At 39.6% G+C, this 26,366-nt stretch carries 28 protein-coding genes; all 28 read left to right on the forward strand.

Features of this window, described 5'->3' with window-relative positions; translation table 11 throughout:
• Positions 1 to 6 precede the first annotated feature (6 nt).
• The 28 genes from hemW (at position 7) to dnaG (ending at position 26,361) form a co-directional block, all read left to right on the forward strand.
• Positions 7 to 1,152 carry a radical SAM family heme chaperone HemW gene (gene hemW, locus H9648_RS10270; RefSeq protein ID WP_191753773.1) on the forward strand — a complete coding sequence of 382 codons (1,146 nt, stop codon included), beginning with the start codon at positions 7 to 9 and terminating at the stop codon, positions 1,150 to 1,152.
• Positions 1,153 to 1,232: 80 nt separating this feature from the next.
• Entirely contained in the window at positions 1,233 to 2,258 is a 1,026-nt protein-coding gene (hrcA, locus tag H9648_RS10275; protein ID WP_191753774.1) for a heat-inducible transcriptional repressor HrcA, read from the forward strand.
• 25 nt (positions 2,259 to 2,283) lie between these two features.
• The gene (gene grpE / locus H9648_RS10280; RefSeq protein ID WP_191753775.1) at positions 2,284 to 2,856 is read left to right on the forward strand and encodes a nucleotide exchange factor GrpE; all 573 of its coding nucleotides are present in this window, start codon (positions 2,284 to 2,286) and stop codon (positions 2,854 to 2,856) included.
• 34 nt (positions 2,857 to 2,890) lie between these two features.
• Entirely contained in the window at positions 2,891 to 4,723 is a 1,833-nt protein-coding gene (gene dnaK / locus H9648_RS10285; RefSeq protein ID WP_191753776.1) for a molecular chaperone DnaK, read from the forward strand.
• A 173-nt stretch (positions 4,724 to 4,896) separates the two neighbouring features.
• Positions 4,897 to 6,009: a molecular chaperone DnaJ gene (gene dnaJ, locus H9648_RS10290; RefSeq protein ID WP_191753777.1), complete on the forward strand. Its 1,113-nt coding sequence runs from the start codon at positions 4,897 to 4,899 to the stop codon at positions 6,007 to 6,009.
• A 404-nt stretch (positions 6,010 to 6,413) separates the two neighbouring features.
• Entirely contained in the window at positions 6,414 to 7,355 is a 942-nt protein-coding gene (gene prmA / locus H9648_RS10295) for a 50S ribosomal protein L11 methyltransferase (RefSeq protein ID WP_191754063.1), read from the forward strand.
• Positions 7,356 to 7,372: 17 nt separating this feature from the next.
• Complete coding sequence (locus tag H9648_RS10300; RefSeq protein WP_191753778.1) at positions 7,373 to 8,125, forward strand: 16S rRNA (uracil(1498)-N(3))-methyltransferase; 753 nt, start codon at positions 7,373 to 7,375, stop codon at positions 8,123 to 8,125.
• 5 nt (positions 8,126 to 8,130) lie between these two features.
• Complete coding sequence (mtaB, locus tag H9648_RS10305) at positions 8,131 to 9,483, forward strand: tRNA (N(6)-L-threonylcarbamoyladenosine(37)-C(2))-methylthiotransferase MtaB (RefSeq protein WP_191753779.1); 1,353 nt, start codon at positions 8,131 to 8,133, stop codon at positions 9,481 to 9,483.
• Between the two features lie 162 nt (positions 9,484 to 9,645).
• Positions 9,646 to 10,320: a deoxyribose-phosphate aldolase gene (deoC, locus tag H9648_RS10310; protein WP_191753780.1), complete on the forward strand. Its 675-nt coding sequence runs from the start codon at positions 9,646 to 9,648 to the stop codon at positions 10,318 to 10,320.
• Between the two features lie 147 nt (positions 10,321 to 10,467).
• Positions 10,468 to 10,641, forward strand: a complete 174-nt coding sequence (rpsU, locus tag H9648_RS10315; protein ID WP_066237650.1) for a 30S ribosomal protein S21 — start codon at positions 10,468 to 10,470, stop codon at positions 10,639 to 10,641.
• A gap of 20 nt (positions 10,642 to 10,661) precedes the next feature.
• Positions 10,662 to 11,105, forward strand: coding sequence for a GatB/YqeY domain-containing protein (locus H9648_RS10320; protein ID WP_191753781.1), 444 nt, complete (start codon positions 10,662 to 10,664; stop codon positions 11,103 to 11,105).
• A gap of 101 nt (positions 11,106 to 11,206) precedes the next feature.
• On the forward strand, positions 11,207 to 12,538 hold the full coding sequence (locus tag H9648_RS10325; protein ID WP_191753782.1) for an NfeD family protein: 1,332 nt from the start codon (positions 11,207 to 11,209) through the stop codon (positions 12,536 to 12,538).
• Between the two features lie 22 nt (positions 12,539 to 12,560).
• Positions 12,561 to 13,568, forward strand: coding sequence for a flotillin-like protein FloA (gene floA / locus H9648_RS10330; protein ID WP_191753783.1), 1,008 nt, complete (start codon positions 12,561 to 12,563; stop codon positions 13,566 to 13,568).
• A gap of 2 nt (positions 13,569 to 13,570) precedes the next feature.
• A complete protein-coding gene (locus H9648_RS10335; protein ID WP_191753784.1) occupies positions 13,571 to 14,008 on the forward strand; it encodes a hypothetical protein in 438 nt (145 codons plus the stop codon).
• A 73-nt stretch (positions 14,009 to 14,081) separates the two neighbouring features.
• Positions 14,082 to 14,363, forward strand: coding sequence for a sporulation protein YqfC (gene yqfC / locus H9648_RS10340; protein ID WP_137788840.1), 282 nt, complete (start codon positions 14,082 to 14,084; stop codon positions 14,361 to 14,363).
• Between the two features lie 27 nt (positions 14,364 to 14,390).
• Positions 14,391 to 15,581, forward strand: a complete 1,191-nt coding sequence (gene yqfD, locus H9648_RS10345; RefSeq protein WP_191753785.1) for a sporulation protein YqfD — start codon at positions 14,391 to 14,393, stop codon at positions 15,579 to 15,581.
• 5 nt (positions 15,582 to 15,586) lie between these two features.
• Positions 15,587 to 16,549: a PhoH family protein gene (locus H9648_RS10350; protein WP_144698989.1), complete on the forward strand. Its 963-nt coding sequence runs from the start codon at positions 15,587 to 15,589 to the stop codon at positions 16,547 to 16,549.
• 193 nt (positions 16,550 to 16,742) lie between these two features.
• Positions 16,743 to 18,863, forward strand: a complete 2,121-nt coding sequence (locus H9648_RS10355; protein ID WP_191753786.1) for an HD family phosphohydrolase — start codon at positions 16,743 to 16,745, stop codon at positions 18,861 to 18,863.
• Positions 18,863 to 19,327: an rRNA maturation RNase YbeY gene (gene ybeY, locus H9648_RS10360; protein ID WP_404825693.1), complete on the forward strand. Its 465-nt coding sequence runs from the start codon at positions 18,863 to 18,865 to the stop codon at positions 19,325 to 19,327. The genes H9648_RS10355 and ybeY overlap by 1 nt, the downstream gene beginning before the upstream one ends.
• Positions 19,324 to 19,689, forward strand: coding sequence for a diacylglycerol kinase family protein (locus tag H9648_RS10365; RefSeq protein ID WP_191753788.1), 366 nt, complete (start codon positions 19,324 to 19,326; stop codon positions 19,687 to 19,689). The genes ybeY and H9648_RS10365 overlap by 4 nt, the downstream gene beginning before the upstream one ends.
• Positions 19,690 to 19,717: 28 nt before the next feature.
• Positions 19,718 to 20,116 carry a cytidine deaminase gene (locus tag H9648_RS10370; RefSeq protein WP_137788846.1) on the forward strand — a complete coding sequence of 133 codons (399 nt, stop codon included), beginning with the start codon at positions 19,718 to 19,720 and terminating at the stop codon, positions 20,114 to 20,116.
• A complete protein-coding gene (era, locus tag H9648_RS10375) occupies positions 20,109 to 21,017 on the forward strand; it encodes a GTPase Era (protein WP_191753789.1) in 909 nt (302 codons plus the stop codon). Before H9648_RS10370 ends, era begins: the two co-directional genes overlap by 8 nt.
• A gap of 303 nt (positions 21,018 to 21,320) precedes the next feature.
• Complete coding sequence (locus H9648_RS10380) at positions 21,321 to 21,464, forward strand: YqzL family protein (protein ID WP_144698999.1); 144 nt, start codon at positions 21,321 to 21,323, stop codon at positions 21,462 to 21,464.
• A 47-nt stretch (positions 21,465 to 21,511) separates the two neighbouring features.
• On the forward strand, positions 21,512 to 22,255 hold the full coding sequence (gene recO, locus H9648_RS10385) for a DNA repair protein RecO (protein WP_191753790.1): 744 nt from the start codon (positions 21,512 to 21,514) through the stop codon (positions 22,253 to 22,255).
• A gap of 67 nt (positions 22,256 to 22,322) precedes the next feature.
• Positions 22,323 to 23,006 (forward strand): transcriptional regulator CcpN, encoded by a 684-nt coding sequence (ccpN, locus tag H9648_RS10390; protein WP_225218841.1) that lies wholly within the window; start codon positions 22,323 to 22,325, stop codon positions 23,004 to 23,006.
• A gap of 18 nt (positions 23,007 to 23,024) precedes the next feature.
• Positions 23,025 to 23,840, forward strand: coding sequence for a pyruvate, water dikinase regulatory protein (locus H9648_RS10395; protein ID WP_191753791.1), 816 nt, complete (start codon positions 23,025 to 23,027; stop codon positions 23,838 to 23,840).
• Positions 23,841 to 24,025: 185 nt separating this feature from the next.
• Positions 24,026 to 24,493, forward strand: coding sequence for a YaiI/YqxD family protein (locus H9648_RS10400; protein ID WP_191753792.1), 468 nt, complete (start codon positions 24,026 to 24,028; stop codon positions 24,491 to 24,493).
• A gap of 59 nt (positions 24,494 to 24,552) precedes the next feature.
• Positions 24,553 to 26,361 carry a DNA primase gene (gene dnaG / locus H9648_RS10405; protein WP_191753793.1) on the forward strand — a complete coding sequence of 603 codons (1,809 nt, stop codon included), beginning with the start codon at positions 24,553 to 24,555 and terminating at the stop codon, positions 26,359 to 26,361.
• Positions 26,362 to 26,366: the final 5 nt, after the last annotated feature.

Here is a 26,366-nt window from a genome sequence, read left to right on the forward strand (position 1 = left end):
AACATCTTGCTTAAAGCTGCATATCTGCATATTCCATTCTGTGTACAAATTTGTCATTATTGTGATTTTAACAAGATATTTATTCAACAGCAGCCAGTGGATGAATATTTACAATCGATGAAAAAAGAGATGGTCCATACAACGACGAGGTTCAAGGATTATGAGATGGAAACCATTTTTGTAGGTGGTGGAACACCAACCTCTTTGAGCGAAAAACAGCTGCAAACGTTTTTGAGTGATGTGAATGAAGTGCTTGGTAACAAATTCCTAAAAGAATTCACGGTTGAAGCGAACCCAGAGCAGACAACAAAAGAAAAAATTGCCGTCTTAAAAGCGAATGGAGTTAACAGGCTAAGTGTTGGCGTTCAAGCTTTTCAGTCTTCTTTGTTGAAAAAATTAGGAAGAACACATACCAAAGAAGATATCTACTCTACGGTTGCAGAAGCAAAAAAAGCAGGTATTGATAACATGTCGATCGATCTCATGTTTGGGCTGCCAGGCCAAACGATGGATATGTTTAAGGAATCGGTAGATGAAGTATTAGCGTTAGATGTGCCTCACATTTCTTCTTATTCGCTGCAGATTGAAAAGAAAACCGTTTTTTATAACTTGGCACAAAAAGGCAAGCTGATTCTTCCGGAGCAAGAACTTGAAGCTGCGATGTATGATTATTTAATTGAGGCTCTTGATAAAAAAGGATTCAAACAATATGAGATCAGCAATTTTGCCATTCCGGGGTTTGAGAGCAAGCATAATCTCCAATACTGGAACAATAACGAATATTTTGGCATAGGTGCTGGAGCTCACAGTTACGTAGAAGGAACAAGAAGAAGAAATGCAGGTCCATTAAAACAATATATGAATTTGGTCGAGGAACATGGTTTTCCGTATATCGAAGAACATCAGGTTCCACTATCTGAAAAGATGGAAGAAGAAATGTTCATGGGACTTCGTAAACAGGAAGGTGTTTCTGATGCTACTTTTATGAGTCGTTATGGCAGATCCATGTTTGATATATATAAAGAACCTATTCAAAGACTTATTCAAAAGGGTTGGCTAGAACAGAGAGAAGACACTCTCGTTTTAACGAAGGATGGAAGACCTTTAGGCAACGAAGTCTTCCAAGAATTTATTGGTGTAGTTTTAGATTGACAACGGAGAGTACCTTTTGGTAACTTATATTATAGATTTAGCACTCGCTCTTTAAGAGTGCTAACAAGTGGGGTGATGGTATGTTAACGGAACGACAACTCTTTATTCTTCGTGTTTTAATAGATGACTATATTAAGCATGTTGAGCCTGTAGGTTCCCGTACGATCTCTAAACGAGAGGACATTACCTATAGTCCAGCAACGATTCGAAACGAACTTGCGGACTTGGAGGATCTTGGATTTCTAGAGAAAACCCATACATCATCTGGTAGAATACCATCTGAAAAAGGATATCGATTTTACGTGGACCACCTGCTTCCTTCTCTTTCTATGAAAGAAAGAGAGATCGGTCATTCAGAACTTCTATTTACAGAAAAGGTCCAGGAAGCAGAGGCATTATTTGATCAATCAGCTAAGATTCTATCAGATTTGACAAACTATACTTCTGTTGTGTTAGGACCTAACGCATTAGATATGAAGTTAAAGCACATGCAGATCATTCCGATCTCTTCCCAAGTGGCTGTTGCGATCTTTGTGACGAATACGGGGCATGTTGAGAACAGACAAATCGTGCTGCCTGATACGATTGAACCTTCAGAACTAGAAAAGCTTGTGAATATTCTAAATGAAAGACTTGCAGGTGTTCGATTGATAGAATTGAACACACGTATACAAAAAGAACTTTCGGCGGTGTTTAAAAAGCACCTTAAAGATTATCAGAACATGGGTGTTTTCTTAGATCAGCTTCTTCTATGGAGCAAGAAGGAAAAGCTTTTTTATGGCGGGAAGACAAATATGCTTTCACAGCCGGAATTTAGAGATTTAGATAAAGTTAGACCGCTTCTAGATTTTTTAGAAACGCGTGATTTAATGGAAAAGCTCGTGTCATCTTCAGAAAAAGGGCTCACCATAAGGATCGGAACAGAAAATGAGCATGAAGCGATGAAAAACTGCAGTGTGATCAATGCCTCTTACACGATGCATGGTAAACATTTAGGTACGATCTCATTAATCGGTCCAACCAGAATGGAATATCAAAAGGTCATCTCTTTACTAGATTCATTATCAAAGGAAATGACGAACCGATTAAACGATTTTTCAAATTAGTGGATTATTTTAGGGAGGTGAAAGCATGAACAAAGAGGACATCACTCAAGATCAATCACAAACTGATGTGAATGAAGAAGTAACAGAAACTGAAGAAGTCGTTGTTGAAGAAGTGGAATCTACTACAGAAGAACCTCTAACTGAAGAGCAGCAACGTATTTCAGAGCTAGAAACAAAGCTTGAGGAAGCTAGCCAAAAGAATCTTCGCCTTCAAGCGGATTATGATAATTTCCGCCGCCGATCGAGAGAAGAACAGGCAGCTAGCCTTAAATATAAATCTCAAAGTCTTCTTGAACAGTTATTACCTGCACTCGATAACTTTGAGCGTGCTTTGAAGACAGAAGCTACAAACGAGCAGACCAAAACCCTTATTCAAGGAATGGAAATGGTTTATCGTCAACTAGCAGATGCACTGAAACAAGAAGGGCTGACAGAAATTCCGTCGGTCGGTCAAACATTTGACCCCAACCTGCATCAAGCAGTAATGCAAGTGGAGGATTCTGAAGCAGAGTCCAATACAGTTATTGAGGAACTGCAAAAAGGTTATATGTTAAAAGATCGAGTTATCCGACCAGCAATGGTTAAAGTAAACGCGTAGATAAAACTACATATGAATGATGGAGGGAAAAAACATGAGTAAAATCATCGGTATTGACTTAGGTACAACAAACTCTTGTATAGCTGTTATGGAAGGTGGAGAAGCGGTAGTAATTCCAAACCCGGAAGGTAACCGTACAACACCATCTGTTGTAGCGTTTAAAGATGGAGACCGTTCTGTTGGAGAGGTAGCAAAGCGCCAAGCTGTAACGAACCCGAACACGATTATGTCGATCAAACGTTACATCGGAACAGATCACAAAGAAACAGTTGAAGGTAAAGACTACACGCCGCAAGAGATTTCTGCAATCATCCTGCAAAAATTAAAGTCTCATGCTGAAGACTATCTTGGAGAAAAAGTTGAAAGAGCGGTAATTACAGTTCCGGCTTATTTCAATGATGCACAGCGTCAAGCTACGAAAGATGCTGGACAGATTGCTGGACTTCAAGTTGAGCGTATTGTGAACGAGCCAACAGCAGCAGCATTGGCTTACGGCCTTGAAAAGGATGAAGACCAAACAATCTTAGTATTTGACCTTGGTGGCGGTACATTTGACGTATCTATCCTTGAACTAGGTGATGGATTCTTCGAGGTAAAAGCAACATCTGGTGATAACAAGCTTGGTGGAGATGACTTTGACCAAGTAATCATCGACTATCTAGTAAGCGAATTTAAGAAAGAGAACGGCATCGATCTTTCTCAAGATAAGATGGCGCTACAACGCCTAAAAGATACTGCAGAGAAAGCAAAGAAAGACCTTTCTGGTGTAACATCTACACAAATCTCATTACCGTTCATCACTGCTGATGCTTCTGGACCTAAACACTTAGAGTTAAATTTATCACGTGCAAAATTTGAAGATCTTTCTTCAGACTTAGTTGAACGCACGATGGGACCAACTCGTCAAGCTCTTAATGATGCTGGCATGTCACCATCTGACCTTGATAAAGTTATTCTTGTAGGTGGATCGACTCGTATCCCAGCTGTACAAGAAGCAATCAAGAAGTTCACAGGTAAAGATCCGCATAAAGGAGTAAACCCTGACGAAGTTGTTGCACTTGGTGCTGCAATTCAAGGTGGAGTACTTGCTGGAGATGTGAAAGATGTTGTCCTTCTTGACGTAACACCACTTTCATTAGGTATTGAAACGATGGGCGGCGTGTTTACAAGATTGATCGATCGCAACACGACGATTCCAACTTCAAAATCTCAAACTTTCTCAACGGCTGCTGATAACCAAACATCTGTTGATATCCATGTTCTTCAAGGAGAGCGTGAAATGGCAGCGCACAATAAGACGCTTGGAAGATTCCAATTATCTGAGATCCCGCCAGCACCACGTGGAGTGCCTCAAATCGAAGTGAGCTTTGACATCGATGCGAACGGTATCGTAAACGTACGAGCAAAAGATCTAGGAACGAACAAAGAGCAATCCATCACAATTAAATCGTCTACAGGACTTTCTGATGAAGAGATTGATCGCATGGTAAAAGACGCTGAAGAAAATGCAGAAGCAGATAAGAAGAAACGTGAAGAAATCGACACTAGAAACGAAGCGGATCAGCTTGTATTCACAGTGGATAAAACGTTGAAAGACCTTGAAGGCAAAGTAGACGAAGCTGAAGTGAAAAAAGCTGAAGAAGCTAAAGAGAGCTTGAAAAAGGCTCTTGAGGGTGACGATATCGAAGCGATCAAGAAAGAAAAAGAAACTTTGAGCGAAATCGTTCAACAACTTTCTGTAAAACTTTATGAGCAAGCAGCTCAACAAGCTCAAGCTCAACAAGGCGATGCAGAAGGACAATCAACAAAGAACGATGACAACATCGTTGACGCTGATTATGAAGAAGTAAACGATGACAAAAAGTAACACGTAGCAGATAAAAGTCAAAGTCAGGTCATCTTGACTTTGACTTTTTTTCTGAGTTGAATTTTGAGTTCATTGGGCTTAAGACTGTAACAAAACCTTTGCAGTTTTCGTCTTGAGTCAGGTGGTATTCAATGGTAAGATAACTTTTATGTGAGAATTCGGGAGTGTCCTATATGAGTAAACGAGATTATTACGAAGTACTTGGATTAGATAAAAATGCCTCAAATGATGAGGTGAAAAAAGCATACCGTAAACTTGCCAGAAAGTATCACCCAGATGTTAATAAAGAGGCAGATGCGGAAAATAAATTTAAAGAAGTAAAAGATGCATATGAAACATTGAGTGACCCTCAAAAGAAAGCTCATTATGATCAATTTGGCCATACAGACCCTAACCAAGGTTTCGGTGGCGGCGGAGCAGGCTTTGATGGCTTTGGCGACATTTTTGATATGTTCTTTGGTGGAGGCGGAGGAAGAAGAAATCCAAATGGTCCGCGTCAAGGAAACGATCTTCAGTATGGGCTTAGACTATCTTTTGAAGAGGCGGTATTCGGAAAAGAAACTGAAATACAGATTCCTACAGAAGAATCATGTGAAACTTGTCATGGTTCCGGTGCTAAACCAGGAACAAAACCTGAAACATGTTCGCATTGTAACGGAAGCGGTCAGCTGAATGTTGAACAAAACACACCGTTTGGCCGTATTGTAAATCGCCGAGTATGTAACCACTGTAGTGGAAAAGGTAAGATCATAAAAGAGAAATGTAAGACGTGTCATGGAAATGGGAAAGTACGCAAGAACAAGAAGCTTTCTGTTAAAGTGCCAGCTGGTGTCGATAACGGACAGCAGATCCGCATGTCTGGGCACGGTGAAGCAGGGGTGAACGGCGGTCCTGCAGGTGATCTATACGTTGTCTTCCAAGTAGCAGATCATGAGTTCTTTGAGCGTGATGGAGATGATATCCATTGTGAGATGCCGTTAACGTTCTCGCAAGCAGCGCTTGGTGATGAGATTGAAGTTCCAACATTGTACGGTAAAGTTAAGCTGAAGATTCCAGCAGGTACACAGACAGGAACTCATTTCCGTTTAAGAGGAAAAGGTGTTAAGAACGTTCATGGAAGAGGTCAAGGTGACCAGCATATCCAAATCAAAGTCATAACACCGAAAAACCTAACAGAAAAACAAAAACAGCTTCTTCGCGACTTCTCAGAAATCAGCGGAAGCATGCCAGACGAACAACAAGATGGATTCTTCGACAAAGTAAAACGCGCATTTAAAGGCGAGTAAAACCCAACCTTCTAGATGCATTAAATTAACTATCAAGGTTTTTTCTAATAACTTGTTGCTTTGTATGTATTAACATCATTGACAAGTTGGTTGGAACGCAAGGTGCGAGACTCCTGCGGGACTGGCGGTCAGTCGGAAGAGTGGAAGTGGCTCGTTCAGCCCCGACAAGCAAAAGGTGAATGAACAAGGAAGGCGTACTTTGCCTTCTGGATCATTTAACTTTTGACCTCGAGGGGCTAGCCACTGCAACTAGACAGGTGAGACCCTTAACGGCGCAAAGCGGCAAGGGGCTCACCGCCTGCCCCGCGGAAAGCGAGCAGCCTGGAGTGGAAATCAACCACCCTCATAGCCTTAGAAATAGCTTGAAATTTTTAAAAGCCAAACTAACAAACGGAGTTGATATGATGAAATGGTCAGAGATTAGCATCCACACTACTCAGGAAGCTGTTGAACCAGTATCGAATATTTTACATGAGGCGGGAGCTAGCGGAGTTGTGATTGAGGATGTAGATGACCTCTCTAAAGAGCGTCAATCCGTATTTGGCGAAATCTATCAGCTTAACCCTTCTGATTATCCTTCTGAAGGAGTAATTTTAAAAGCCTACTTACCCGTTAACAGTTTTTTAGGTGAAACGGTTGAAGAGATCAAACAAGCGATCACTAATCTTGTGAAATATGACATTGATATTGGAGCAAACACGATTTCCATCTCAGAAGTGAATGAAGAAGAATGGGCGACCGCTTGGAAAAAATACTATAAACCGGTAAAAATCTCAAAGCGGATCACGATCACTCCTACGTGGGAAGATTATAAACCTGTACATTCTGATGAACTTATTATTGAGCTTGATCCAGGTATGGCTTTTGGTACAGGAACTCACCCAACAACTGTCATGAGTTTGCAAGCTATTGAAAAATATATAGCTGAAGGGGATTCTGTCATTGATGTAGGAACAGGCTCTGGTGTATTGAGCATTGCATCAGCTATGTTAGGTGCCAACAAAGTTGAGGCTTATGACCTGGATGAAGTGGCAGTAAATTCTGCACGTTTAAACGTGAAACTAAACAAAGTGAACCAAAAAGTGCATGTTGATCAGAATGATCTCTTAAAAGGGATTGAAGGTCCAGTAGACCTTGTAGTAGGGAATCTTTTAGCAGAAATCATACTCTTGTTTGTTGAAGATACAGCTAAAGTATTAAAGCCAGGTGGTTATTTTATTACGTCTGGGATCATCCAAGGGAAGAAGCGCGAGGTTAGAGCAAAATTAGAAGAGCATGGCTTCAAGATCGTAGAAGTATTAGAGATGGAAGATTGGGTTGCGATCGTTGCTCAAAATAAGGAATAGGATAGGAAGTGCATTTCATGCAAAGGTACTTTGTTTCAACAGAAAACTGGAAAGATGATGCTGTTACGATTACAGGGGATGATGCCAAGCACATCTTAAAGGTGATGAGAATGCAAGTAGGAGACGATTTCATCTGCTGTGATAACAATGGTCGTACATCTTTGTGTGAAATCATAGAGGTTGACGGTAATGAAGTACAGACGAAGATCGTTAAGGATATCGAAACAGATGCTGAGCTTCCTGTCTCTGTTACCATTGCTCAGGGGTTGCCAAAAGGGGATAAGTTAGAATATATCATCCAAAAAGGCACTGAACTTGGGGCTTTCTCCTTTTTTCCATTTGCGGCTGACCGTTCTGTTGTAAAATGGGATGACAAAAAAGCGGTTAAGAAAAAAGAAAGACTTGAAAAAATTGCAAAAGAAGCAGCAGAGCAATCACATAGAAATCGGGTTCCAGACATTTTGAATCCTGGTTCTTTTTCTGATTTGCTAAAAATGGCAGAACAGTATAAGATAAAAATCGTTGCGTTTGAAGAAGAAGCAAAACAGAATGAAATTTCTCATTTTGCTTCTGCATTACGCACAGCTGAAAATGGAGACTCAATTCTATGTGTGATCGGTCCAGAAGGCGGCATCAGTGAGAAAGAAGCAGCTTTTCTTAATGATCATGGATTTTTATTGTGTGGACTGGGTCCAAGAATCTTAAGGACTGAAACAGCACCATTGTACTTGTTATCAGCTATTTCTTATCATTTTGAACTAAAGGGGTGATCTATATGCCATCCGTTGCATTTCATACATTAGGTTGTAAAGTAAACCACTATGAGACAGAAGCGATCTGGCAGCTTTTCCAAGCTGAAGGATACGAACGTACAGATTTTGACAGTACATCAGACGTCTATGTTATCAATACCTGTACCGTAACGAATACGGGAGATAAAAAAAGCAGACAAGTTATACGTAGAGCCATCCGAAAGAATCCGGACGCTGTTATTTGCGTTACAGGTTGTTACGCTCAAACGTCGCCAGCAGAGATTATGGCGATTCCTGGGGTAGACGTTGTTGTCGGCACGCAAGACCGTTCTAAAATGCTCACTTACATTCAACAATATAAAGAAGAACGTATGCCTATTAATGGCGTTTCAAACATCATGAAGGCACGTGTATATGAAGAACTAGATGTTCCTGCATTTACCGATCGAACAAGAGCATCGCTTAAGATACAAGAAGGATGCAACAATTTTTGTACGTTCTGTATTATTCCTTGGGCAAGAGGCCTTCTTCGCTCTCGTAAACCTGAAGATGTACTTTCTCAAGCTCAGCAGCTTGTAGACTCTGGTTACAAAGAGATCGTTCTAACGGGCATTCATACTGCTGGTTACGGAGAAGATATGAAGGATTATTCTTTTGCGAAGCTGTTAGATGACCTTGATAAGAACATCTCTGGATTAAAACGTATCCGTATCTCATCGATTGAGGCTAGCCAGATCTCAGATGAAGTGATTGAAGTTATGGGCAGATCAGACAAAGTAGTTCCTCATCTGCATATACCACTTCAATCGGGTTCAAACACCGTGCTCCAACGAATGAGAAGAAAATATTCTATGGAAATGTTCGGTGAAAGATTAGACCGTCTAAAAGAAGCACTTCCAGGACTTGCGATTACATCAGATGTAATTGTTGGTTTTCCAGGTGAGACAGAGGAAGAATTCATGGAGACGTATCGATTCATTGAGAAACATAAATTTATGGAACTTCATGTTTTCCCTTATTCTAAGCGTACTGGTACACCAGCCGCTAAGATGGAGGACCAGGTACCAGAGGATATTAAGAACGAACGCGTACACAAGCTGATCGCTCTTTCAGATCAATTAGCTAAAGAATATGCATCCAACTATGAAGATACAGTTGTTGAAGTAATTCCTGAAGAGGCGTTTAAAGATGACCCTACGAACAAACTATACGTAGGATACACACCAAACTATCTTAAAGTTTTATTTGAAGGAAACGAAGAGATGATTGGGAAATTAGTAAAAGTGAAAATTACTGAAGCTGGGTATCCTTATAATAAAGGTGTCTTTGTAAAACAAGAAATGGAAGAAATCCTAAAGCAAGCTGTTTCAAGCTAACATCCTGGAGTTCATGCCAGGGTGTTTTTTTAAGACATACAAGAGGTTTCAGGTGTTTATTGTTCCTCACTGTAAAAATATTTTAGATGCTCGATTTATGTCGAAAAATTTGTTATGATACTAACGTTGTTTAATTTTTTTATTTAGAAAGGGTTTGTTGAAATGAGCAATTTAAACGTTGCAAGAATGATCGACCACACAGCATTAAAAGCTGAAACTTCAAAGAAAGAAATCTTAATTCTTTGTGAGGAAGCTAAAAAATATAATTTCTTTTCTGTATGTGTTAATCCAACTTGGGTTTATACTGCATTCGAACAACTAAAGGATTCAGATGTAGCGGTTTGTACGGTAATTGGTTTCCCGTTAGGTGCAAACACTCCAGAAGTAAAAGCGTTCGAAACGAAGAATGCAATTGAAAATGGTGCAACGGAAGTAGATATGGTTATCAACATCGGTGCGTTAAAAGATGGCAACTATGAGCTAGTTGAACAAGATGTTCGTGCTGTTGTTGAAGCAGCTAAAGGCAAAGCTTTAACTAAAGCGATCATTGAAACTTCACTTCTTACAAACGAAGAAAAAGTAAAAGCTTGTGAGATTGCTGTTAAAGCAGGAATTGATTTTGTAAAAACATCAACTGGGTTCTCAACTGGTGGAGCAACTGTAGAAGACATTAAATTAATGCGTGAAACGGTTGGACCAAACATCGGTGTTAAAGCTTCAGGTGCTGTACGTGACCGCGATACGGCTTTGGCTATGATCGAAGCTGGCGCAACGCGCATTGGAGCAAGTGCAGGAATCGCGATTGTTGAAGGCGGAACATCTACTTCAGATTATTAATTTTTATTTTTAAGTCATTTACCTATTCTCTCAAGACCAACTTGTTTAAATTAAGTTGACCGTATTGCAAGGATATATTATAATGGCAAAAGATATGTGACGCATCTTTACTTTATGTAAGGGTGGTCTGGAGGGAGGGAAATACAAATGGCAGAAACACGTATTCGCAAGAATGAATCCATTGATGATGCTCTTCGTCGTTTTAAAAGATCCGTTTCCAAAGATGGAACATTGGCTGAAGTTAAAAAGCGCAAGCATTATGAAAAGCCAAGCGTAAAGCGTAAGAAGAAGGCTGAGGCAGCAAGAAAGCGTAAGTTCTAAGCGGGGTGTAAGTTAGTAATATGAGTCTTCTTAATGATTTAAACCAAGATATGAAACAAGCGATGAAGGACAAGAACAAGCAGAAGCTTTCTGTAATTCGCATGCTTAAGGCATCACTTCAAAATGAAGCTATCAAGCAGGGACGTGAATTAAACGAGGAAGAAGAGCTTTCCGTTCTTGTACGCGAAATGAAACAAAGAAAAGACTCCCTCCAAGAATTCGAAAAAGCTGGCCGCGATGATTTAGTCGCTGGACTTCAAGATGAAATCGCTGTTCTTACGCCATATTTACCAAAACAGCTGACTGAAGAAGAACTTCAAGAAATCGTTGCTCAAACCATTTCTGAAATAGGTGCTGCTTCAAAAGCTGATATGGGTAAAGTTATGGGGGCTCTCATGCCTAAAGTTAAAGGGAAAGCCGATGGCGGACTCGTTAATCGTATTGTTCAGCAACAATTATCATAATTGAAATGACAAACGCTCTGTATTTATACAGGGCGTTTTCTTATTTTTTGAAACTTTTTTCCACAAATTAACGTAAAATAGAGTGGAGGGGGTGTTAGTTTATGAAAAGGATTCGACTGCTTATCTATATGCTTTGTCTTATCTGGGGAATATATGGAGTGCTTTCAACTTCACAAGTATTATCAGCAGGTAAGGGAAAGACGGTTACTTTCATACCTGTAGAGCATGAAGTAGAAAGAGGTCTTGAAGCTTTTTTAGATCGAAGTATCCAAAAGGCAAAAAAAGATGGAACGGATCATATCGTTCTAGAGATTTATACTCCTGGAGGCCGAGTAGACGCAGCATTACATATTGCAAAAGTCATGAGAGAATCAGAAATTCCAATCACAGCTTACGTGGTTAAAAATGCTTTTTCAGCAGGAGCGTATATCGCCTTAAATGCGGACCAAATTGTTATGAAGCCATCTACAACAATTGGATCTGCCGCTGTAATCGACAGCCAAGGAAATACCGCTGGACAAAAAGCAGAGTCTGCTTGGAAAGCGGAAATGCTCGCAGCAGCAGAGCTGAATGAGAGAACTCCAATATATGCTGAGGCGATGGTAGACCCAGATGTTGAGATCCCTGAACTTGGCTTAGAAAAAGGTGAGTTGCTTACTCTTACAGCCAGTGAAGCATTAAAAGTAGGATATGCAGAAAAAATTGCAGAAGATCGTCAAGAACTGCTAGCACATCTGAACTTGGAAGATGCAAAAATTTTAGAGTCAAATCCTACTTTCGCTGATAAGATCGCGCGCTTTGTTACTAACCCTGTCGTAGTCCCAATTCTTTTATCATTAGGAAGCTTAGGTCTTGTTTTAGAGCTCTATACACCTGGTTTTGGAATTGCAGGTTCTATCGGTGTATTATCATTATTACTGTTTTTTTACGGTCATATGATAGCCGGCCTAGCCGGATGGGAAGCACTCATTTTATTTGGTGTTGGACTGGTCTTACTGATCCTAGAGTTGTTTCTGCCAGGTGGTATAATTGGTATACTGGGGGTGTTGGCGGTGTTAACAGGATTGATCATGGCAGGTGGATCATTAACAGGAATCTTGATCGCCATTGCAATCGCGATTGTTGTTACAATCATTGGATCTTACTTCTTCTTACGATCATTTGGTTATAACGGTTCGTTAAAGAAACTCGTACTATTTGATTCAACGAGCTCTGAAAAAGGTTATCTATCTCACAAAGAACGAGAAGATTTAACAGGCAGAATCGGCGTCACAGCGACAACATTACGCCCTTCGGGAAGTTTAAAGCTTGATGATGAGTTCTTAGATGTAGTGACTGAAGGATCGTATATTGAAAAAGGCACGACTGTAAAAATCATTAAAGTTTCTGGTGGACGTGTTGTAGTAAGAGCTATTGAAAAGAATAATGAATAAAAAACGAATGGAGAGTGTGTAGATGTTAGAATTCGGATCGATCGCCAGCATTGTAGTTATAGGGTTGATTGTAATCGCATTGGCTGTATTATTTACGTTTGTGCCCGTAATGTTATGGATTTCTGCATTAGCAGCAGGAGTAAGAGTAGGGATATTTACTTTGGTCGGGATGAGATTAAGAAGAGTTATTCCGAACCGGGTAGTTAATCCATTGATTAAAGCGGTAAAAGCGGGGTTAGATTTAAGTACGAACCAGCTCGAAAGTCATTACCTAGCTGGAGGAAATGTTGACAGAGTAGTAAATGCGTTGATTGCAGCGCATCGAGCAAATATAGAACTAAGCTTTGAACGTGCAGCAGCCATTGATCTTGCCGGACGTGATGTACTCGAAGCTGTTCAGATGAGCGTAAACCCTAAAGTAATTGAAACACCTTTTATTGCCGGTGTAGCATTAGACGGAATTGAAGTGAAAGCAAAAGCCAGAATTACCGTTCGCGCGAATATCGATCGTCTAGTGGGTGGAGCAGGTGAAGAAACAATAATCGCCCGTGTTGGTGAAGGAATCGTTAGTACGATTGGTTCTTCTGCAACACACAAGAAAGTGCTTGAGAATCCAGATCTGATCTCGCAGACGGTATTATCAAAAGGATTAGATGCAGGAACTGCTTTTGAGATTCTGTCCATTGATATTGCAGACATTGATATTGGGAAGAACATTGGTGCGGAACTTCAAACAGATCAAGCGATGGCCGACAAGAATATCGCTCAGGCAAAAGCAGAAGAAAGACGTGCGATGGCTGTAGCAAATGAACAAGAAATGAAAGCAAGAGTACAAGAGATGAGAGCGAAAGTTGTAGAAGCGGAAGCAGAAGTGCCAATGGCATTAGCTGAAGCTCTTCGTTCTGGAAACATGGGTTTTATGGATTATATGAACATGAAGAACATTATGGCAGACACTACGATGCGTGAATCGATCAGTAAATCATCAAACCCTGATAAAGAGAATGATGATAAAGGACGGAAGTTGTAAGTATGAACATTATAGAAGCGATTATTGAACTCTTACTAGCAAATATCGCTTTTGTTATTCTGATTGCAGGCGGCTTGTATAGTGTCTTTAAACGCCAAAAAGAAATGAAGGAAACGCAACGTTCGGAACCTAATCGACGTAATACAGAAACACCAAAACAAACTGTTTCACCTTTTGGTTTGCCAGCTGAGCCTCGAGCCAACGAGGTGAAAGAAGCGGAAAAAGCGATTGGAATAGGAACGGCTAAAATGGCTGAGAAAGTATATGAACGCCGAACCAATCAACGTCAGGTTAAACAGGCAGAAAAAGTCTCTAATCGATACCAAGATAAAGAAGATAAAATTATGAACGATTTCAAAGTAGATCAACAAGAATTGCAAAAAGCAGTCATATGGTCAGAGATTCTTTCGAAGCCTAAAGCGTTGCAAAAGCGTTCTTAAAGAAAGAGATACTTGTATTTAGAGTGATAGTTTCCCCCCTTCTCTCATAAAAATGGAGAGAGGGGGTTTTTTTATGGGCAAATTGCGGCAGCAAGTAAACAAATGGATGATGCAAAACCTTGAGCTACCAGCAGATGTAGTGATGGATTTACCCCGGATCACGATGATTGGACAACTGCACATCTATATTGAGAACCATAGAGGAGTTAAGGCTTTCTCGAATGAACAGCTCACACTCAAACTAAAACAAGGCGTGCTTCATATAAAAGGAAGTGAGTTTGTTATTAAAACGATCTTACCTGAAGAAATTTTGTTAGAAGGTACGATCTCTTCAGTCGACTTTGAAAACGAATAAATATTTCCGGTAACAGGGAGGGACAAGATGAAAACAAAATGGAACCATTTGAAAGGGTATGTAAGGGTAGAAATTATTGGACAAGATTCTAGTTCTTTTATCAATACGTGCATTCAATCTGGTATTAGCATATGGGATATCCAGCCTCTTGACGACAACCGTGCACTCGTTTCCATATCTGTTTCAGATGTACAAAGAGCGAGACGTATATTAAAAGAAAATAAGTTGAAGATCAGGATTAAAGAGAAGAAGGGGACGCCGTTTCTTCTCAAGAGAATGTGGAAGAGAAACGGTTTTATCCTCGGGATGCTCTCGTTTATTTGTCTATTATTTTTATTATCTAACATGATTTGGAATATTAATGTTACGGGGGCAAATCCTAAGACAGAATACGAGTTAAGAAAAGCCGCTGTAGAACTTGGAGTAACAAAAGGGAAATTCATCTTTTTGCTGCCGAATGTTAGAGAGATACAGCGTGATCTAACAGAGAAGATGGATAACGTTACATGGATCGGTGTAACGCAGCATGGTACTTCATATCGATTTGAAGTCGTTGAAAAAGAGATTCCAGAAGCAAAGCAGGTTACAGGACCGAGACATCTTGTAGCTACTAAAGAAGCTGTTATTCACTCTGTATTCGTCGAAAAAGGACAACCTATTGTAGGTGTTAACGACTATGTTAAAAAAGGATCGTTGTTAGTCTCAGGACTGATTGGAAAAGAAAAAAAGCCCCAGCTTGTAAGTGCAAAAGGTGAAATATGGGGAGAAGTTTGGTACCAAACTGAGGTAGAGGTCCCGTTAAACACTTCTTTTCAAACATATACCGGTAAATCTAAAAATAGGCATTATGTTTCACTTTTTGGTTTGAATGTTCCTGTCTATGGATTTTCAGAAGGAGAATTTAAGGATAAAACGGAAACACTAAATGAATCACCTCTTTATCTAGCTAAATGGAAAATGCCGTTTTCTTATATAAAGAAAGAGATCAGAGAAACGGATGGAGTAAAACGTTCTTACAGTAAAGCCGAGGCAATAGAAGTAGGAAAAAAGATGGCAAAGAAAGAACTTTCAAAAAAATTGCCTGAAGATGCAAAAATTAATGGTGAAAAAGTTTGGCAACAAAACGTCTCGAATGGTAAAGTTAAACTAACGATGCTCTACCAAGTAATTGAAAATATTGCATCTGCACAACCTATACCTATCCAACAAGGAGAATGAGTAGTTTGTCAGAAACGAAAAGACTTAATTCATTACAACTCGAAAATACGACAGAAGCAGCTTCACTCTTTGGGCCTAACGATGCCTTCTTAAAGGTGATTGAAGACAAGCTTAACGTAAGTATAGTCACCAGAGGAGAAGACATTTTAGTATCAGGTGAACTTAACAAAGCAGAAATGGTTGAAGAAACTTTGTTTGTCTTGTTGAAATTGGTACGAAAGGGTATCAAGATCTCAGAAAGAGACATTGTTTATGCTGTTCAGCTTGCAGAAAAAAATATGCTTGATGAATTAAGTGAACTTTATGAAGAAGATATTGCTGTTACTGCAAAAGGAAAACCTATTCGTGTAAAAACACTTGGGCAGCGTCATTATGTTCAGTCCATGAGAAAGCGCGACCTTGTTTTTGGTATCGGTCCTGCGGGTACAGGGAAAACCTATCTTGCGGTAGTTATGGCAGTCAACGCATTAAAAGAAGGTAAGATGAAAAAGATCGTGCTGACCCGTCCTGCTGTTGAAGCAGGTGAGAGTTTAGGATTTCTCCCAGGTGATCTGAAAGAAAAAGTAGATCCTTATCTGCGTCCCCTCTATGATGCTCTTCATGACCTTCTCGGGGCGGAACATACGGAGAGGCTAATCGAGCGTGGCACGATTGAAATCGCTCCACTGGCGTACATGAGAGGCCGTACGCTTGATGAAAGCTTTGTCATTTTAGATGAGGCTCAAAACACTACACCAGAACAGATGAAGATGTTTATAACGCGTCTTGGTTTTGGATCGAAGATGGTCATCACAGGTGATCTTACACAAATAGATCTTCCTCGTGGAAAAGAATCGGGATTAAAAGTTACTGAAAAAAGGCTTGAAAGCGTTAAAGGCATCGATTTTATATACTTAAAACAACTAGATGTGGTTCGTCATCCGCTTGTTCAGCGAATTATTGAAGCATATGAAACATACGAAGATTAAGGACTCCATCCATATTGGAGTCTTTTTTTGTATTAAAGGATGTTCTCTTGCCCTATTTTGTATGTATGGCGGGATTTAGTGGCAAATTGAATAAATAAACAATTTATTAAGCTATTCTTTTTGAGAAGTACCATAATTGACCAACTTTTGCTAAGATTAGAATAAGATGTACAAGTTTAAGGAGTGGTAGCGTTTGGCCAAATTCAGGCATCTTTTGTCTAATTACTTTCGTTTGAGTGTAGCAACAGTATCCTTTATCATAATGGGAATCATTTTGTTTTCCTTGTTAGTCAGCAACGTAACTCCTAATGTAGTGGATGTGAATGTTTATGAGCGTTCACCACGGGACATCCAATCACCAATCACGATCCCGTTAGAAGATCAGACAGAAGCCAGGAAGAAGCTCGCTGAAGAGAGTATTAAGAATGAGTATACGTTTAATAAAGACCTCGCCTTAGTACAGGCAGAAGCCCTAAAGGATTTATTGGATATCGTAATAACGATTACAGAATCTGAAGAGAAGAAGAAAAAGGAAGATGAGGCTACCCTTACTTTAGAACAAAAAGTTATTCAATTAAAAGACTCGATCAATAAGTCGGATATTTCTGATGAAACATATATCGCACTTGCTGAAGCAAGTAAAGCAGAATTAAATAATGTGAAAAATTTAGCTCCTGATGTTGTGAATAGAGTCTTATCTGAACCGGTAATGGTTGAAGAAGTGGAAGAAGCCAGAAGTGAAGCTATTCAGCTGATACGTGATAACAATCTCCCCTATTCTCTTCGAAATGCAACAGAGGAGATCACAAGAAGCTTTATCATCGCCAACAGAACGTTGGATACAGAGAAAACACGCCAAAAACGTAAAGAAGCGAGCGACAAAGTAGAAGAAGTTGTGATCAGGGAAGGAGAAGTCCTCGTGAAAAGCGGGGCAGTTATTACGCCTGAGATCTTTGATAGACTCAAAAAGGTCGGACTATTAGATCAGGAAATGAAAACGTATCCGTATTACGGATTATTCCTTTTTGTGCTGATCGTTATGGCTGGTTTATATTATTTTATGAAAGAAGAGCGTGAGAAAGAGCATTTTCGAAAATATGTAACCATCTATGCTTTATTATTTACTTTGACACTCGTAGTGATGAAAGTGTTGAGTGTTAGTACAGAACTTGGTCTTATGAGTCTCATGTATGCTGTCCCTGTTGCGGCAGGTGCGATGATGATCAAGATGTTGTTCAATGAAGAGCTTGCAGTTGTATCCACAATTATCTTTGCCTTTAGTGCAGCACTGATCTTTAATGAACAAACAGCTGGAAATTTTAACTTTATCATGAGTATGTATGTCCTGTTTAACGGTATGTCAGGCATCGTGTTTTTAGGAAAAACTCAACAACGATCTAAAATCTTGCAAGCTGGATTTTTCGTATCTTTTATAGCCATCCTAACAGTAGCGAGTGTGCTATTGCTGCAAAACGGAAAATTCACATCTCTACAGATTGGATTAGACCTTGGCTGTGCTGCCATATCAGGTTTTATTTCAGCTGTGTTAACACTAGGGCTTCTGCCGGTCATAGAATCGTCGTTTAACATTTTATCAGTGACAAAGTTAATCGAGCTCTCGAATCCTAACCACCCAATTTTAAGAAAAGTGCTCATGGAAGCGCCAGGGACTTATCACCATAGCATCATGGTCGCCAACCTTTCAGAAGCAGCATGCGAGTCTATAGGGGCTAATGGTTTACTAGCTAGAGTAGGATCTTATTACCACGATGTAGGAAAAACGAAAAGACCGCATTTTTTTATTGAAAATCAGATGAATATGGACAATCCGCATGATAAGATAGCACCACAGCTAAGTAAGACCATCATCACAGCTCACCCATATGACGGAGCGGACATGCTTCGGGCAGAAAAGATTCCGAAAGAGATTATTGATATTGCTGAACAGCATCACGGAACGACTCTGTTAAAATTTTTCTATCATAGAGCAGCCCAACTTACTGATAAGGAAGTAGCAGAGTCGGACTTTAGATATCCTGGCCCGAAAGCTCAAACGAAAGAAGTCGCGATCATCGGAATCTCTGATGCTGTAGAAGCAGCCGTTCGATCCCTTTCGAAACCAACACCAGTTAAAATTGACGGGATCATTCGCAAAATTATTAACGACAGGCTAGAAGATGGTCAGTTCGATGAATGTGATATCACGCTAAAAGAATTAGACATAGTTGCAAAAACACTTACAGAAACGTTAAAAGGAATTTTTCATTCTAGAATTGAGTATCCAGAAGAAACAAAAAAGGTGGAGAAACAATGATGCTACATGTTGAATATTTGAACGAGATCGATGAAAGCAGCACTGATTTTCAAGAGTTATTAAGCAATGTTCTTCAGAAAGCAGCAGAGATGGAGAAAACAGGTCAAGCAGAAGTATCAATCACGATCGTATCAAAAGAACGAATTCAGGAGATCAACAAGGAATACAGACAAAAAGATAGTGTAACAGATGTTATTTCTTTTGCTATGGAAGAAATGGGTGAAGATGAGACAGAGATCATCGGAGGAGAAGAGACAAGGTTCTTAGGCGATATCATCATCTGTCTAGATGTTGCGAAAGAGCAAGCGGAAGAGTACGGACACTCATTAGAGAGAGAAATGGGCTTTCTTGCGGTACACGGCATCTTGCATTTATTAGGCTATGACCATATGAGTGATGAAGATGAAAAAAGAATGTTTGGAAGACAAGAAGAAATTTTGGAGCAATATGGTCTGAAAAGATGATCGATTGGAAAAAGTTGTTCTCAAGTTTTGTATTTGCTTTTACAGGAATCATCTCAACGTTTAAATCTGAACAAAATTTTAAGATTCATACCTTTATAAGTGTAATCGTGATTATTTTCGCGGTTGCACTTGATTTTTCTAAAGAAAGATTCGTCCTTTTATTTATTGTGATCGGAATCGTTCTATCACTTGAACTTGTAAACACGGCGATTGAGAGTGCGATCGATCTCATAACAGAGGAGAAACACCCACTCGCGAAGAAGGCGAAAGATGCCGCTGCAGGTGCCGTTTTGGTTTTTTCAATGTTTGCTGTTATAATCGGTATACTGCTATTTATTGAACCGCTGATAAATAGTATGTAGCTATTTTTGTTAAGAAGGTGAAAGAGTAATGAATAAAGAACAATTGATGGAACAAGCGAAAATCGCACGTGAAAAGGCTTACGTACCATACTCTAAGTTTCAAGTAGGTGCAGCTCTTCTAACGGCTGATGGTAAAGTATATAACGGAGCGAATATTGAGAACGCTGCGTACAGTTTAACGTGCTGTGCTGAACGGACGGCATTATTTAAAGCGTATACAGAAGGTGACACAAAGTTCAGTGCAATCGCTGTTGTAGCAGATACGAAACGTCCTGTACCTCCTTGTGGGGCATGCCGACAAGTTATCTCTGAATTATGTCCGCCAGAGATGCCAGTTTATCTAACAAACCTTAAAGGTGATGTACAAGAGATCTTAGTAAAAGATTTATTGCCTGGTGCATTTTCGCCGGAGGATCTAAATGACTAAAGAAGGCTATAAATCAGGTTTTGTAACGATTATCGGCAGACCCAACGTAGGTAAATCGACTCTTTTAAACAAAGTGATCGGACAAAAAATCGCCATAATGAGTGACAAGCCCCAAACAACAAGAAATAAGATACAAGCGGTTTATACAACAGATGAGTCTCAAGTTATCTTTATTGATACACCTGGTATTCATAAACCGAAGCATAAGCTAGGCGACTTTATGACGAGAACAGCACAGCAGACGTTAAACGAAGTCGATCTTATCCTGTTTGTTATTAATGCAGAAGAAGGATATGGACGCGGTGATCAGTTCATTATAGACAGACTTCAAAACGTGAAAAATCCTGTCTTTTTAGTCATAAACAAAATCGACAAAGTACATCCTGATCAATTGTTGCCGTTGATCGATATGTATAGAAATAAGTTAGACGTTGCAGAAGTCGTGCCAATTTCCGCTCTTAACGGAAACAATGTGGACACACTTCTTGAACAGATCGTTTCCTACATGGAAGAAGGGCCGCAATTCTACCCTGAAGACCAAGTAACCGATCATCCAGAGCGTTTTATAACGGCAGAATTGATCCGCGAGAAAGTTCTACATCTTACTCGTGAAGAAATCCCTCATTCCGTAGCCGTAATCATTGAAGAGATGAAAGAACGAGAAGAAAAGAACGTCGTGTTTGTTAACGCAACGATCATCGTAGAACGATCGTCTCAAAAAGGAATCATCATCGGTAAACAAGGAAAGATGCTAAAAGAAGTCGGAAAAAGAGCAAGAGCAGACATTGAAACTCTCCTAGGATCGCGCGTCTTTTTAGAATTGTACGTAAAAGTTCAAACCGACTGGAGAAACCGCCAAAAGCAGCTAACTGAGTTCGGTTTTAATGAGGATGAGTATTAAGAGAAATTTACTTTAAATGTATTTTGTATGGCATCATTGGATAGTTGATTGAAGTGAAAGGTGCGAGACTCCTGCGGGACGAGCGGGCAGGTGAGATCCTTAATGGCGCAAAGCGGCAAGGGGCTCACCGCTCGCCCCGCGGAAAGCGAGTACCTGTAACGGAAATCAACCACTTACACGAATGACCTAACATGCAAAAACAGCTAAAGTAAAAAACTGTTAAAATTTCCTTGACATGAAATAAACAATTAAGGTGAACCTAGTTATTACAGGAGAAAAACAAATAGAAAGGTGTGTCCAAACATGAAAGAATTTACTTGGAAAGTATTCTGTGAGACGGGCAGTATTGATACCTATTTGTTATACAAAGAGCTAGACCATGAAATAACAGCACTATCAGCAGTTATTCCTTATGATGAGTCTCTTGAGGAACCTCCATTTCATTAATAAGTAACTACGGTGCCTTCTTAGATTTGAGAGGGTGGTGATTTACCTTGCTTTATAAAGTTGAAGGAATCGTCATTAAAACCTTTCCGTATGGTGAATCCAATACAATCATCACTTTGTATACAAAAGAATTTGGGAAAGTCGGCGTAATGGCAAGAGGAGCCAAAAAGCCCAAAAGCCGCTTTACTTCCATTACGCAACTTTTTACATACGGAATTTTTGTTTTTCAAAAAGGCCGAGGGCTCGGAACTTTACAGCAAGGCGAGGCGCTTTCTTCTTTTAGAAAAATAAGAGAAGATCTCGTGAAAACCGCTTATGCCGCTTATCTAGCAGAACTATTAGACAGAAACACTTCTGAGGATGATCTTAAGCCAGATCTTTTCGGATGGATTAAACAATCATTAGAATATATCAATCATGGGATAGATCCCGAGGTCATAACCTTTCTATTCGAACTAAAAATAATGAAAACATCCGGAATCGTACCTGAGTTGAGTAAATGTGTTTCATGTCACTCAACAGAAGGCGATTTTTCTTTCTCTATTAGAGAAGGTGGTTTCCTTTGTGAGAGGTGTTCATACAAAGATCCTTATAGAATGCGGATCTCACGGGGCGCAGTAAAACTGCTTCATATGTTCTATCACCTTGATCTTGCACGACTTGGAAACGTTTCTTTAAAAAAAGAAACCAAAAGAGAGCTTCGAATGTTGTTTGACGCTTACATGGACGAATATTCAGGAGTGTTTTTAAAATCAAAGAAGTTTCTGAAACAATTAGATGATTTATCGTGAAAAACTGTGAAGCTTTTAATCTTTACAGTTTTTTTAGTTCGCTTTCTCACATGAATAGGTTATAATAATGAGAATAAGTATAACACATTGGATGCGGCAAAAGGTGGTGTACACGATCGAACTTAATAAGAGGCAGCAAAAAATCATTGAAATTGTTAAAGATAATGGGCCGATTACAGGTGAACATATCGCAGATCAACTTGATCTTACAAGAGCTACACTCAGACCCGATCTTGCCATTCTAACGATGGCAGGTTATTTAGATGCTAGACCGAGAGTTGGTTATTTTTATACCGGGAAGACAGGTTCTCAGCTCCTAACGGAAAAAATAAAAAAGATTAAAGTTGCGGAATTCACATCGATGCCTGTTGTCGTTCAAGATTCAGCGACGGTATACGAAGCTATATGTACGATGTTCTTGGAGGATGTTGGTACTTTATTTATCATTAATAAGAACGGACATCTTGCTGGTGTAGCTTCACGAAAAGATTTATTAAGAGCAAGCATGGGGAAACAAGAAATCAATAGTATCCCTATCAACATTATTATGACAAGAATGCCTAATATCACATATTGTTTTAAAGAGGATTATCTATTAGATATCGCACACATCTTAATCAGAAAACAAATTGATTGTCTTCCAGTCGTAAAACGCTCAGATGATGAGAGTGGTTTTGATGTAGTCGGTAGGATTACGAAGACGAATATCACAAAGGCTTTTGTGGAATTAGCACATGATGAATTACTATAATTGAATGGGGAGGCCAACATGACAGGACGTCCTATCGTATATGTCGTTTCCGATTCAGTCGGAGAAACGGCAGAGTTGGTTGTTAAAGCGGCGGCGAGCCAATTTAATTCAAATGGTATAGAGATTAAGAGAGTTCCCTATGTGGAAGATAAAGAGACGATTGATGAAGTCATCTCATTAGCGAAGGATCATAATGGGATTATTGCATTTACACTTGTCGTGCCTGAAATAAGCGAGTACGTTGCTCAGCAGGCTGCGTTGCACAACATACCTACAGTGGACATCATGGGTCCGATTATGAACCAGCTGCAATCTCGGCTGAACCAAGTTCCGAGATATGAACCTGGAGTCGTGCATAAGCTTGATGATGATTACTTTCGAAAAGTAGAAGCTATTGAGTTTGCCGTAAAATATGATGATGGCAGAGATCCTAGAGGGATATTAAAAGCGGATGTTGTACTAATCGGTGTATCAAGGACTTCAAAAACACCACTTTCACAATACTTAGCACATAAACGTTTAAAGGTCGCGAATGTGCCTATTGTTCCGGAAGTAGAACCGCCTGAAGAACTGTTTAAAGTTTCACCTAACAAATGCTTCGGTCTTAAGATAACCCCTGAAAAATTAAACGATATTCGTAGAGAACGTTTAAAGGCGCTTGGTTTAAATTCTGAAGCGAACTACGCAAACATGGAAAGAATCAAGCACGAGCTCGTCTACTTTAACAAGATCGTTGATCAGATCGGATGCAGAGTGGTTGAAGTATCAAATAAGGCTGTCGAAGAATCAGCTAACGTGATCTACAATTTGTTTCAAGGAAAGTCTTATAAATAAAGCGCAAATGATTGCGCTTTTTTATTTTCATCATTTTACTGGTAAAACGGAGAGAGTTTTATTATAATATTACATTGTGATTAAATTTTATAAGTTTGTCCAAAATAGTGATAAATTGAGGATGCTAATTTAAGGCAAATGCTCTCATATGAAGGAGAATCACTGTAAAAGTAGAACATAAGAATATGGAAAAATTAATTGGTAATGTATTTGTTGATGCAGATGCTTGTCCTGTTGTAATAAAGGAAGAAATATTTAAGTTCTCCAAAATGTTTGATTTTGAACCCATATTCGTTACATCTTACGCTCATGCGAGTAACACGGACCAGCCTGGCCGTTGGATATTGGTCGATGCAAGTCCTGAAGAAGTTGATCTTTACATACATAATCATTCTAAAAGAAATGATCTTGTTGTGACTCAAGATCATGCCCTCGCAAGCCTTCTTCTTTCAAAAGGGGTTTACGTCATCACCCCTAGAGGGAAACAGTTTCAAGAGAATGAAATGGAACAAGTGCTTCATGAACGTTATATGTCTGCAAAAGCTAGGCGTTCTGGCAAGCATTCAAGAGGACCTGCTAAATTTAAAAAAGAGGACACAGAAAGATTCTGCACAGTTTTTTGCGAAATCCTGTCGAATGTTGAAGGAAAATAGAATTGTGCCACGAATATATATCTAGTGTCTAAAAGAAACAGAGATTCTGTGGTGGTCATATGGAACGTATACCTGAGGACTTAATAGAGAAGGTCAGATCATCAAGCGATATTGTTGACGTGATCAGCGATTATGTTCCTCTTAAGAAACAAGGCAGAAATTATTTTGGCCTATGTCCCTTTCATGGGGAAAAATCGCCATCTTTTTCTGTCTCACCTGAAAAACAAATTTACCATTGTTTCGGTTGTGGAGCAGGAGGCAATGTTTTTTCTTTTTTGATGAACATTGAAGGGTACTCTTTTATTGAAGCTGTAACACAGCTTGGGAAAAAAAGTGACATCGAACTTCCTCAAATTCATCAGCAAAACTTCTCCGAGAAAAGCTCTGACGAGAAAAAGGCGATGACTGAGATTCATGAGTTGTTGGCTAAATTGTATCATCACTGCTTACTTCACACAAAACAAGGAAGGCCAGCTTTAGAATATTTGGAGAAGAGGGGATTCACAAGAGAATCCATAGAGCGGTACCAAATTGGTTATGCCCCAGATTCTTGGGAGACCGCTTCACAATTTCTCCAAAAACGAGGAATGGACCTGCACATCGCTGAAAAAGTTGGGTTGATCGGAAAGAGACAATCTGATGGAAAACCGTATGATCGATTTAGGAATCGAGTCATGTTTCCGATTTGGGATCGTACAGGTGCAGTGGTCGCTTTTGGTGGCCGGGTTTTAGACGGAAAGGATGAGCCTAAGTACCTTAACAGTCCAGAGTCTAAGATCTTCCAAAAAGGAAGAACTCTTTATGGGTTAAACCTTGCACGTGCAGAGATGAGGCAGAAACAACATGCTGTCATTTTTGAAGGGTATGTAGATACAATTGCAGCTTTCAGAGCAGGCGTTACAAATGGTGTTGCTTCATTAGGTACTTCGTTAACTGAAGATCATGCAGCCATTTTGAAACGAAATGTTCAATCTGTCACAATCTGTTATGACTCTGACCGAGCTGGCGTGGAAGCAGCGTTTCGAGCTTCAGAAATTTTAACAAAACAAGGCTGTACCGTGAAGATTTCACAGATGCCTGATGGAATGGACCCCGATGACTATATTTCGAAATTTGGAAACGATTCGTTTTTAAAAGATATAATAGGGGCTAGCCTAACTGTGATGGCATTTAAAATACAATATTACAGACGCGGGAAAAACCTTCGAGATGAAGGAGAACGGATGATCTATATCGAAGAGATTATCCAAGAAATAGCGCGTCTGCCAAAAGCGGTTGAACGAGATCATTATCTCCGCCAGATCGCTTCTGAATTTAATCTTTCATTGGATGCTCTAAAACAACAGCAGACACAGACTACAAAGCAACTGCAAAGGTCTAAGGATAACGCCCCTAAAAAGCGGGATAATAATTTTAGAATACAAACACTTTTGCAAAAGTCATTGTTGCCGAGAAATCTGAATGCTGAACGTATTGTTCTTGCTCATATGTTAAAAAGTGAGGAAGCCGCTTTTTTAATTCAGGAAAAGTTGGATTCAGGCTTTAATGTTGAAGAGCATAATGCGATTGCTGCATACTTATATGCCTTTTATGAAGAAGGAAACAAACCCAATGTAGGGTTGTTCATGCAGCGTATCGACGATGATAAATTAAGGAAATTAGCTTCAGAATTGGCGATGCTTACAATCAGTGAAGAACTGAATGAAATAGAGCTCGCGGATTATATTCGTATTATTACTAGCTATCCTTTATTGCGGGAGATACAAGAAAAAGAAAAACAGCAAGAAGACGCAATAAGAAGGAATGAAATAAAACTGGCAGCCCAAATTGCCCAAGAAATTATGAGAATGAAAAGATCTCTTAAATAATCGGG

This window comes from Fictibacillus norfolkensis, from assembly GCF_014836645.1.
GTDB classification, from domain to species: Bacteria; Bacillota; Bacilli; order Bacillales; family Fictibacillaceae; genus Fictibacillus; species Fictibacillus norfolkensis.

Bases quoted from the DNA above. Each gene is read 5' to 3' on its own strand.
- hrcA (WP_191753774.1), top strand. From the start codon at position 1,233: ATGTTAACGGAACGACAACTCTTTATTCTTCGTGTTTTAATAGATGAC.
- grpE (WP_191753775.1), top strand. From the start codon at position 2,284: ATGAACAAAGAGGACATCACTCAAGATCAATCACAAACTGATGTGAAT.
- dnaK (WP_191753776.1), top strand. From the start codon at position 2,891: ATGAGTAAAATCATCGGTATTGACTTAGGTACAACAAACTCTTGTATA.
- dnaJ (WP_191753777.1), top strand. From the start codon at position 4,897: ATGAGTAAACGAGATTATTACGAAGTACTTGGATTAGATAAAAATGCC.
- prmA (WP_191754063.1), top strand. From the start codon at position 6,414: ATGAAATGGTCAGAGATTAGCATCCACACTACTCAGGAAGCTGTTGAA.
- H9648_RS10300 (WP_191753778.1), top strand. From the start codon at position 7,373: ATGCAAAGGTACTTTGTTTCAACAGAAAACTGGAAAGATGATGCTGTT.
- mtaB (WP_191753779.1), top strand. From the start codon at position 8,131: ATGCCATCCGTTGCATTTCATACATTAGGTTGTAAAGTAAACCACTAT.
- deoC (WP_191753780.1), top strand. From the start codon at position 9,646: ATGAGCAATTTAAACGTTGCAAGAATGATCGACCACACAGCATTAAAA.
- rpsU (WP_066237650.1), top strand. From the start codon at position 10,468: ATGGCAGAAACACGTATTCGCAAGAATGAATCCATTGATGATGCTCTT.
- H9648_RS10320 (WP_191753781.1), top strand. From the start codon at position 10,662: ATGAGTCTTCTTAATGATTTAAACCAAGATATGAAACAAGCGATGAAG.
- H9648_RS10325 (WP_191753782.1), top strand. From the start codon at position 11,207: ATGAAAAGGATTCGACTGCTTATCTATATGCTTTGTCTTATCTGGGGA.
- floA (WP_191753783.1), top strand. From the start codon at position 12,561: ATGTTAGAATTCGGATCGATCGCCAGCATTGTAGTTATAGGGTTGATT.
- H9648_RS10335 (WP_191753784.1), top strand. From the start codon at position 13,571: ATGAACATTATAGAAGCGATTATTGAACTCTTACTAGCAAATATCGCT.
- yqfC (WP_137788840.1), top strand. From the start codon at position 14,082: ATGGGCAAATTGCGGCAGCAAGTAAACAAATGGATGATGCAAAACCTT.
- yqfD (WP_191753785.1), top strand. From the start codon at position 14,391: ATGAAAACAAAATGGAACCATTTGAAAGGGTATGTAAGGGTAGAAATT.
- ybeY (WP_404825693.1), top strand. From the start codon at position 18,863: ATGCTACATGTTGAATATTTGAACGAGATCGATGAAAGCAGCACTGAT.
- H9648_RS10365 (WP_191753788.1), top strand. From the start codon at position 19,324: ATGATCGATTGGAAAAAGTTGTTCTCAAGTTTTGTATTTGCTTTTACA.
- H9648_RS10370 (WP_137788846.1), top strand. From the start codon at position 19,718: ATGAATAAAGAACAATTGATGGAACAAGCGAAAATCGCACGTGAAAAG.
- era (WP_191753789.1), top strand. From the start codon at position 20,109: ATGACTAAAGAAGGCTATAAATCAGGTTTTGTAACGATTATCGGCAGA.
- H9648_RS10380 (WP_144698999.1), top strand. From the start codon at position 21,321: ATGAAAGAATTTACTTGGAAAGTATTCTGTGAGACGGGCAGTATTGAT.
- ccpN (WP_225218841.1), top strand. From the start codon at position 22,323: ATGAGAATAAGTATAACACATTGGATGCGGCAAAAGGTGGTGTACACG.
- H9648_RS10395 (WP_191753791.1), top strand. From the start codon at position 23,025: ATGACAGGACGTCCTATCGTATATGTCGTTTCCGATTCAGTCGGAGAA.
- H9648_RS10400 (WP_191753792.1), top strand. From the start codon at position 24,026: ATGGAAAAATTAATTGGTAATGTATTTGTTGATGCAGATGCTTGTCCT.
- dnaG (WP_191753793.1), top strand. From the start codon at position 24,553: ATGGAACGTATACCTGAGGACTTAATAGAGAAGGTCAGATCATCAAGC.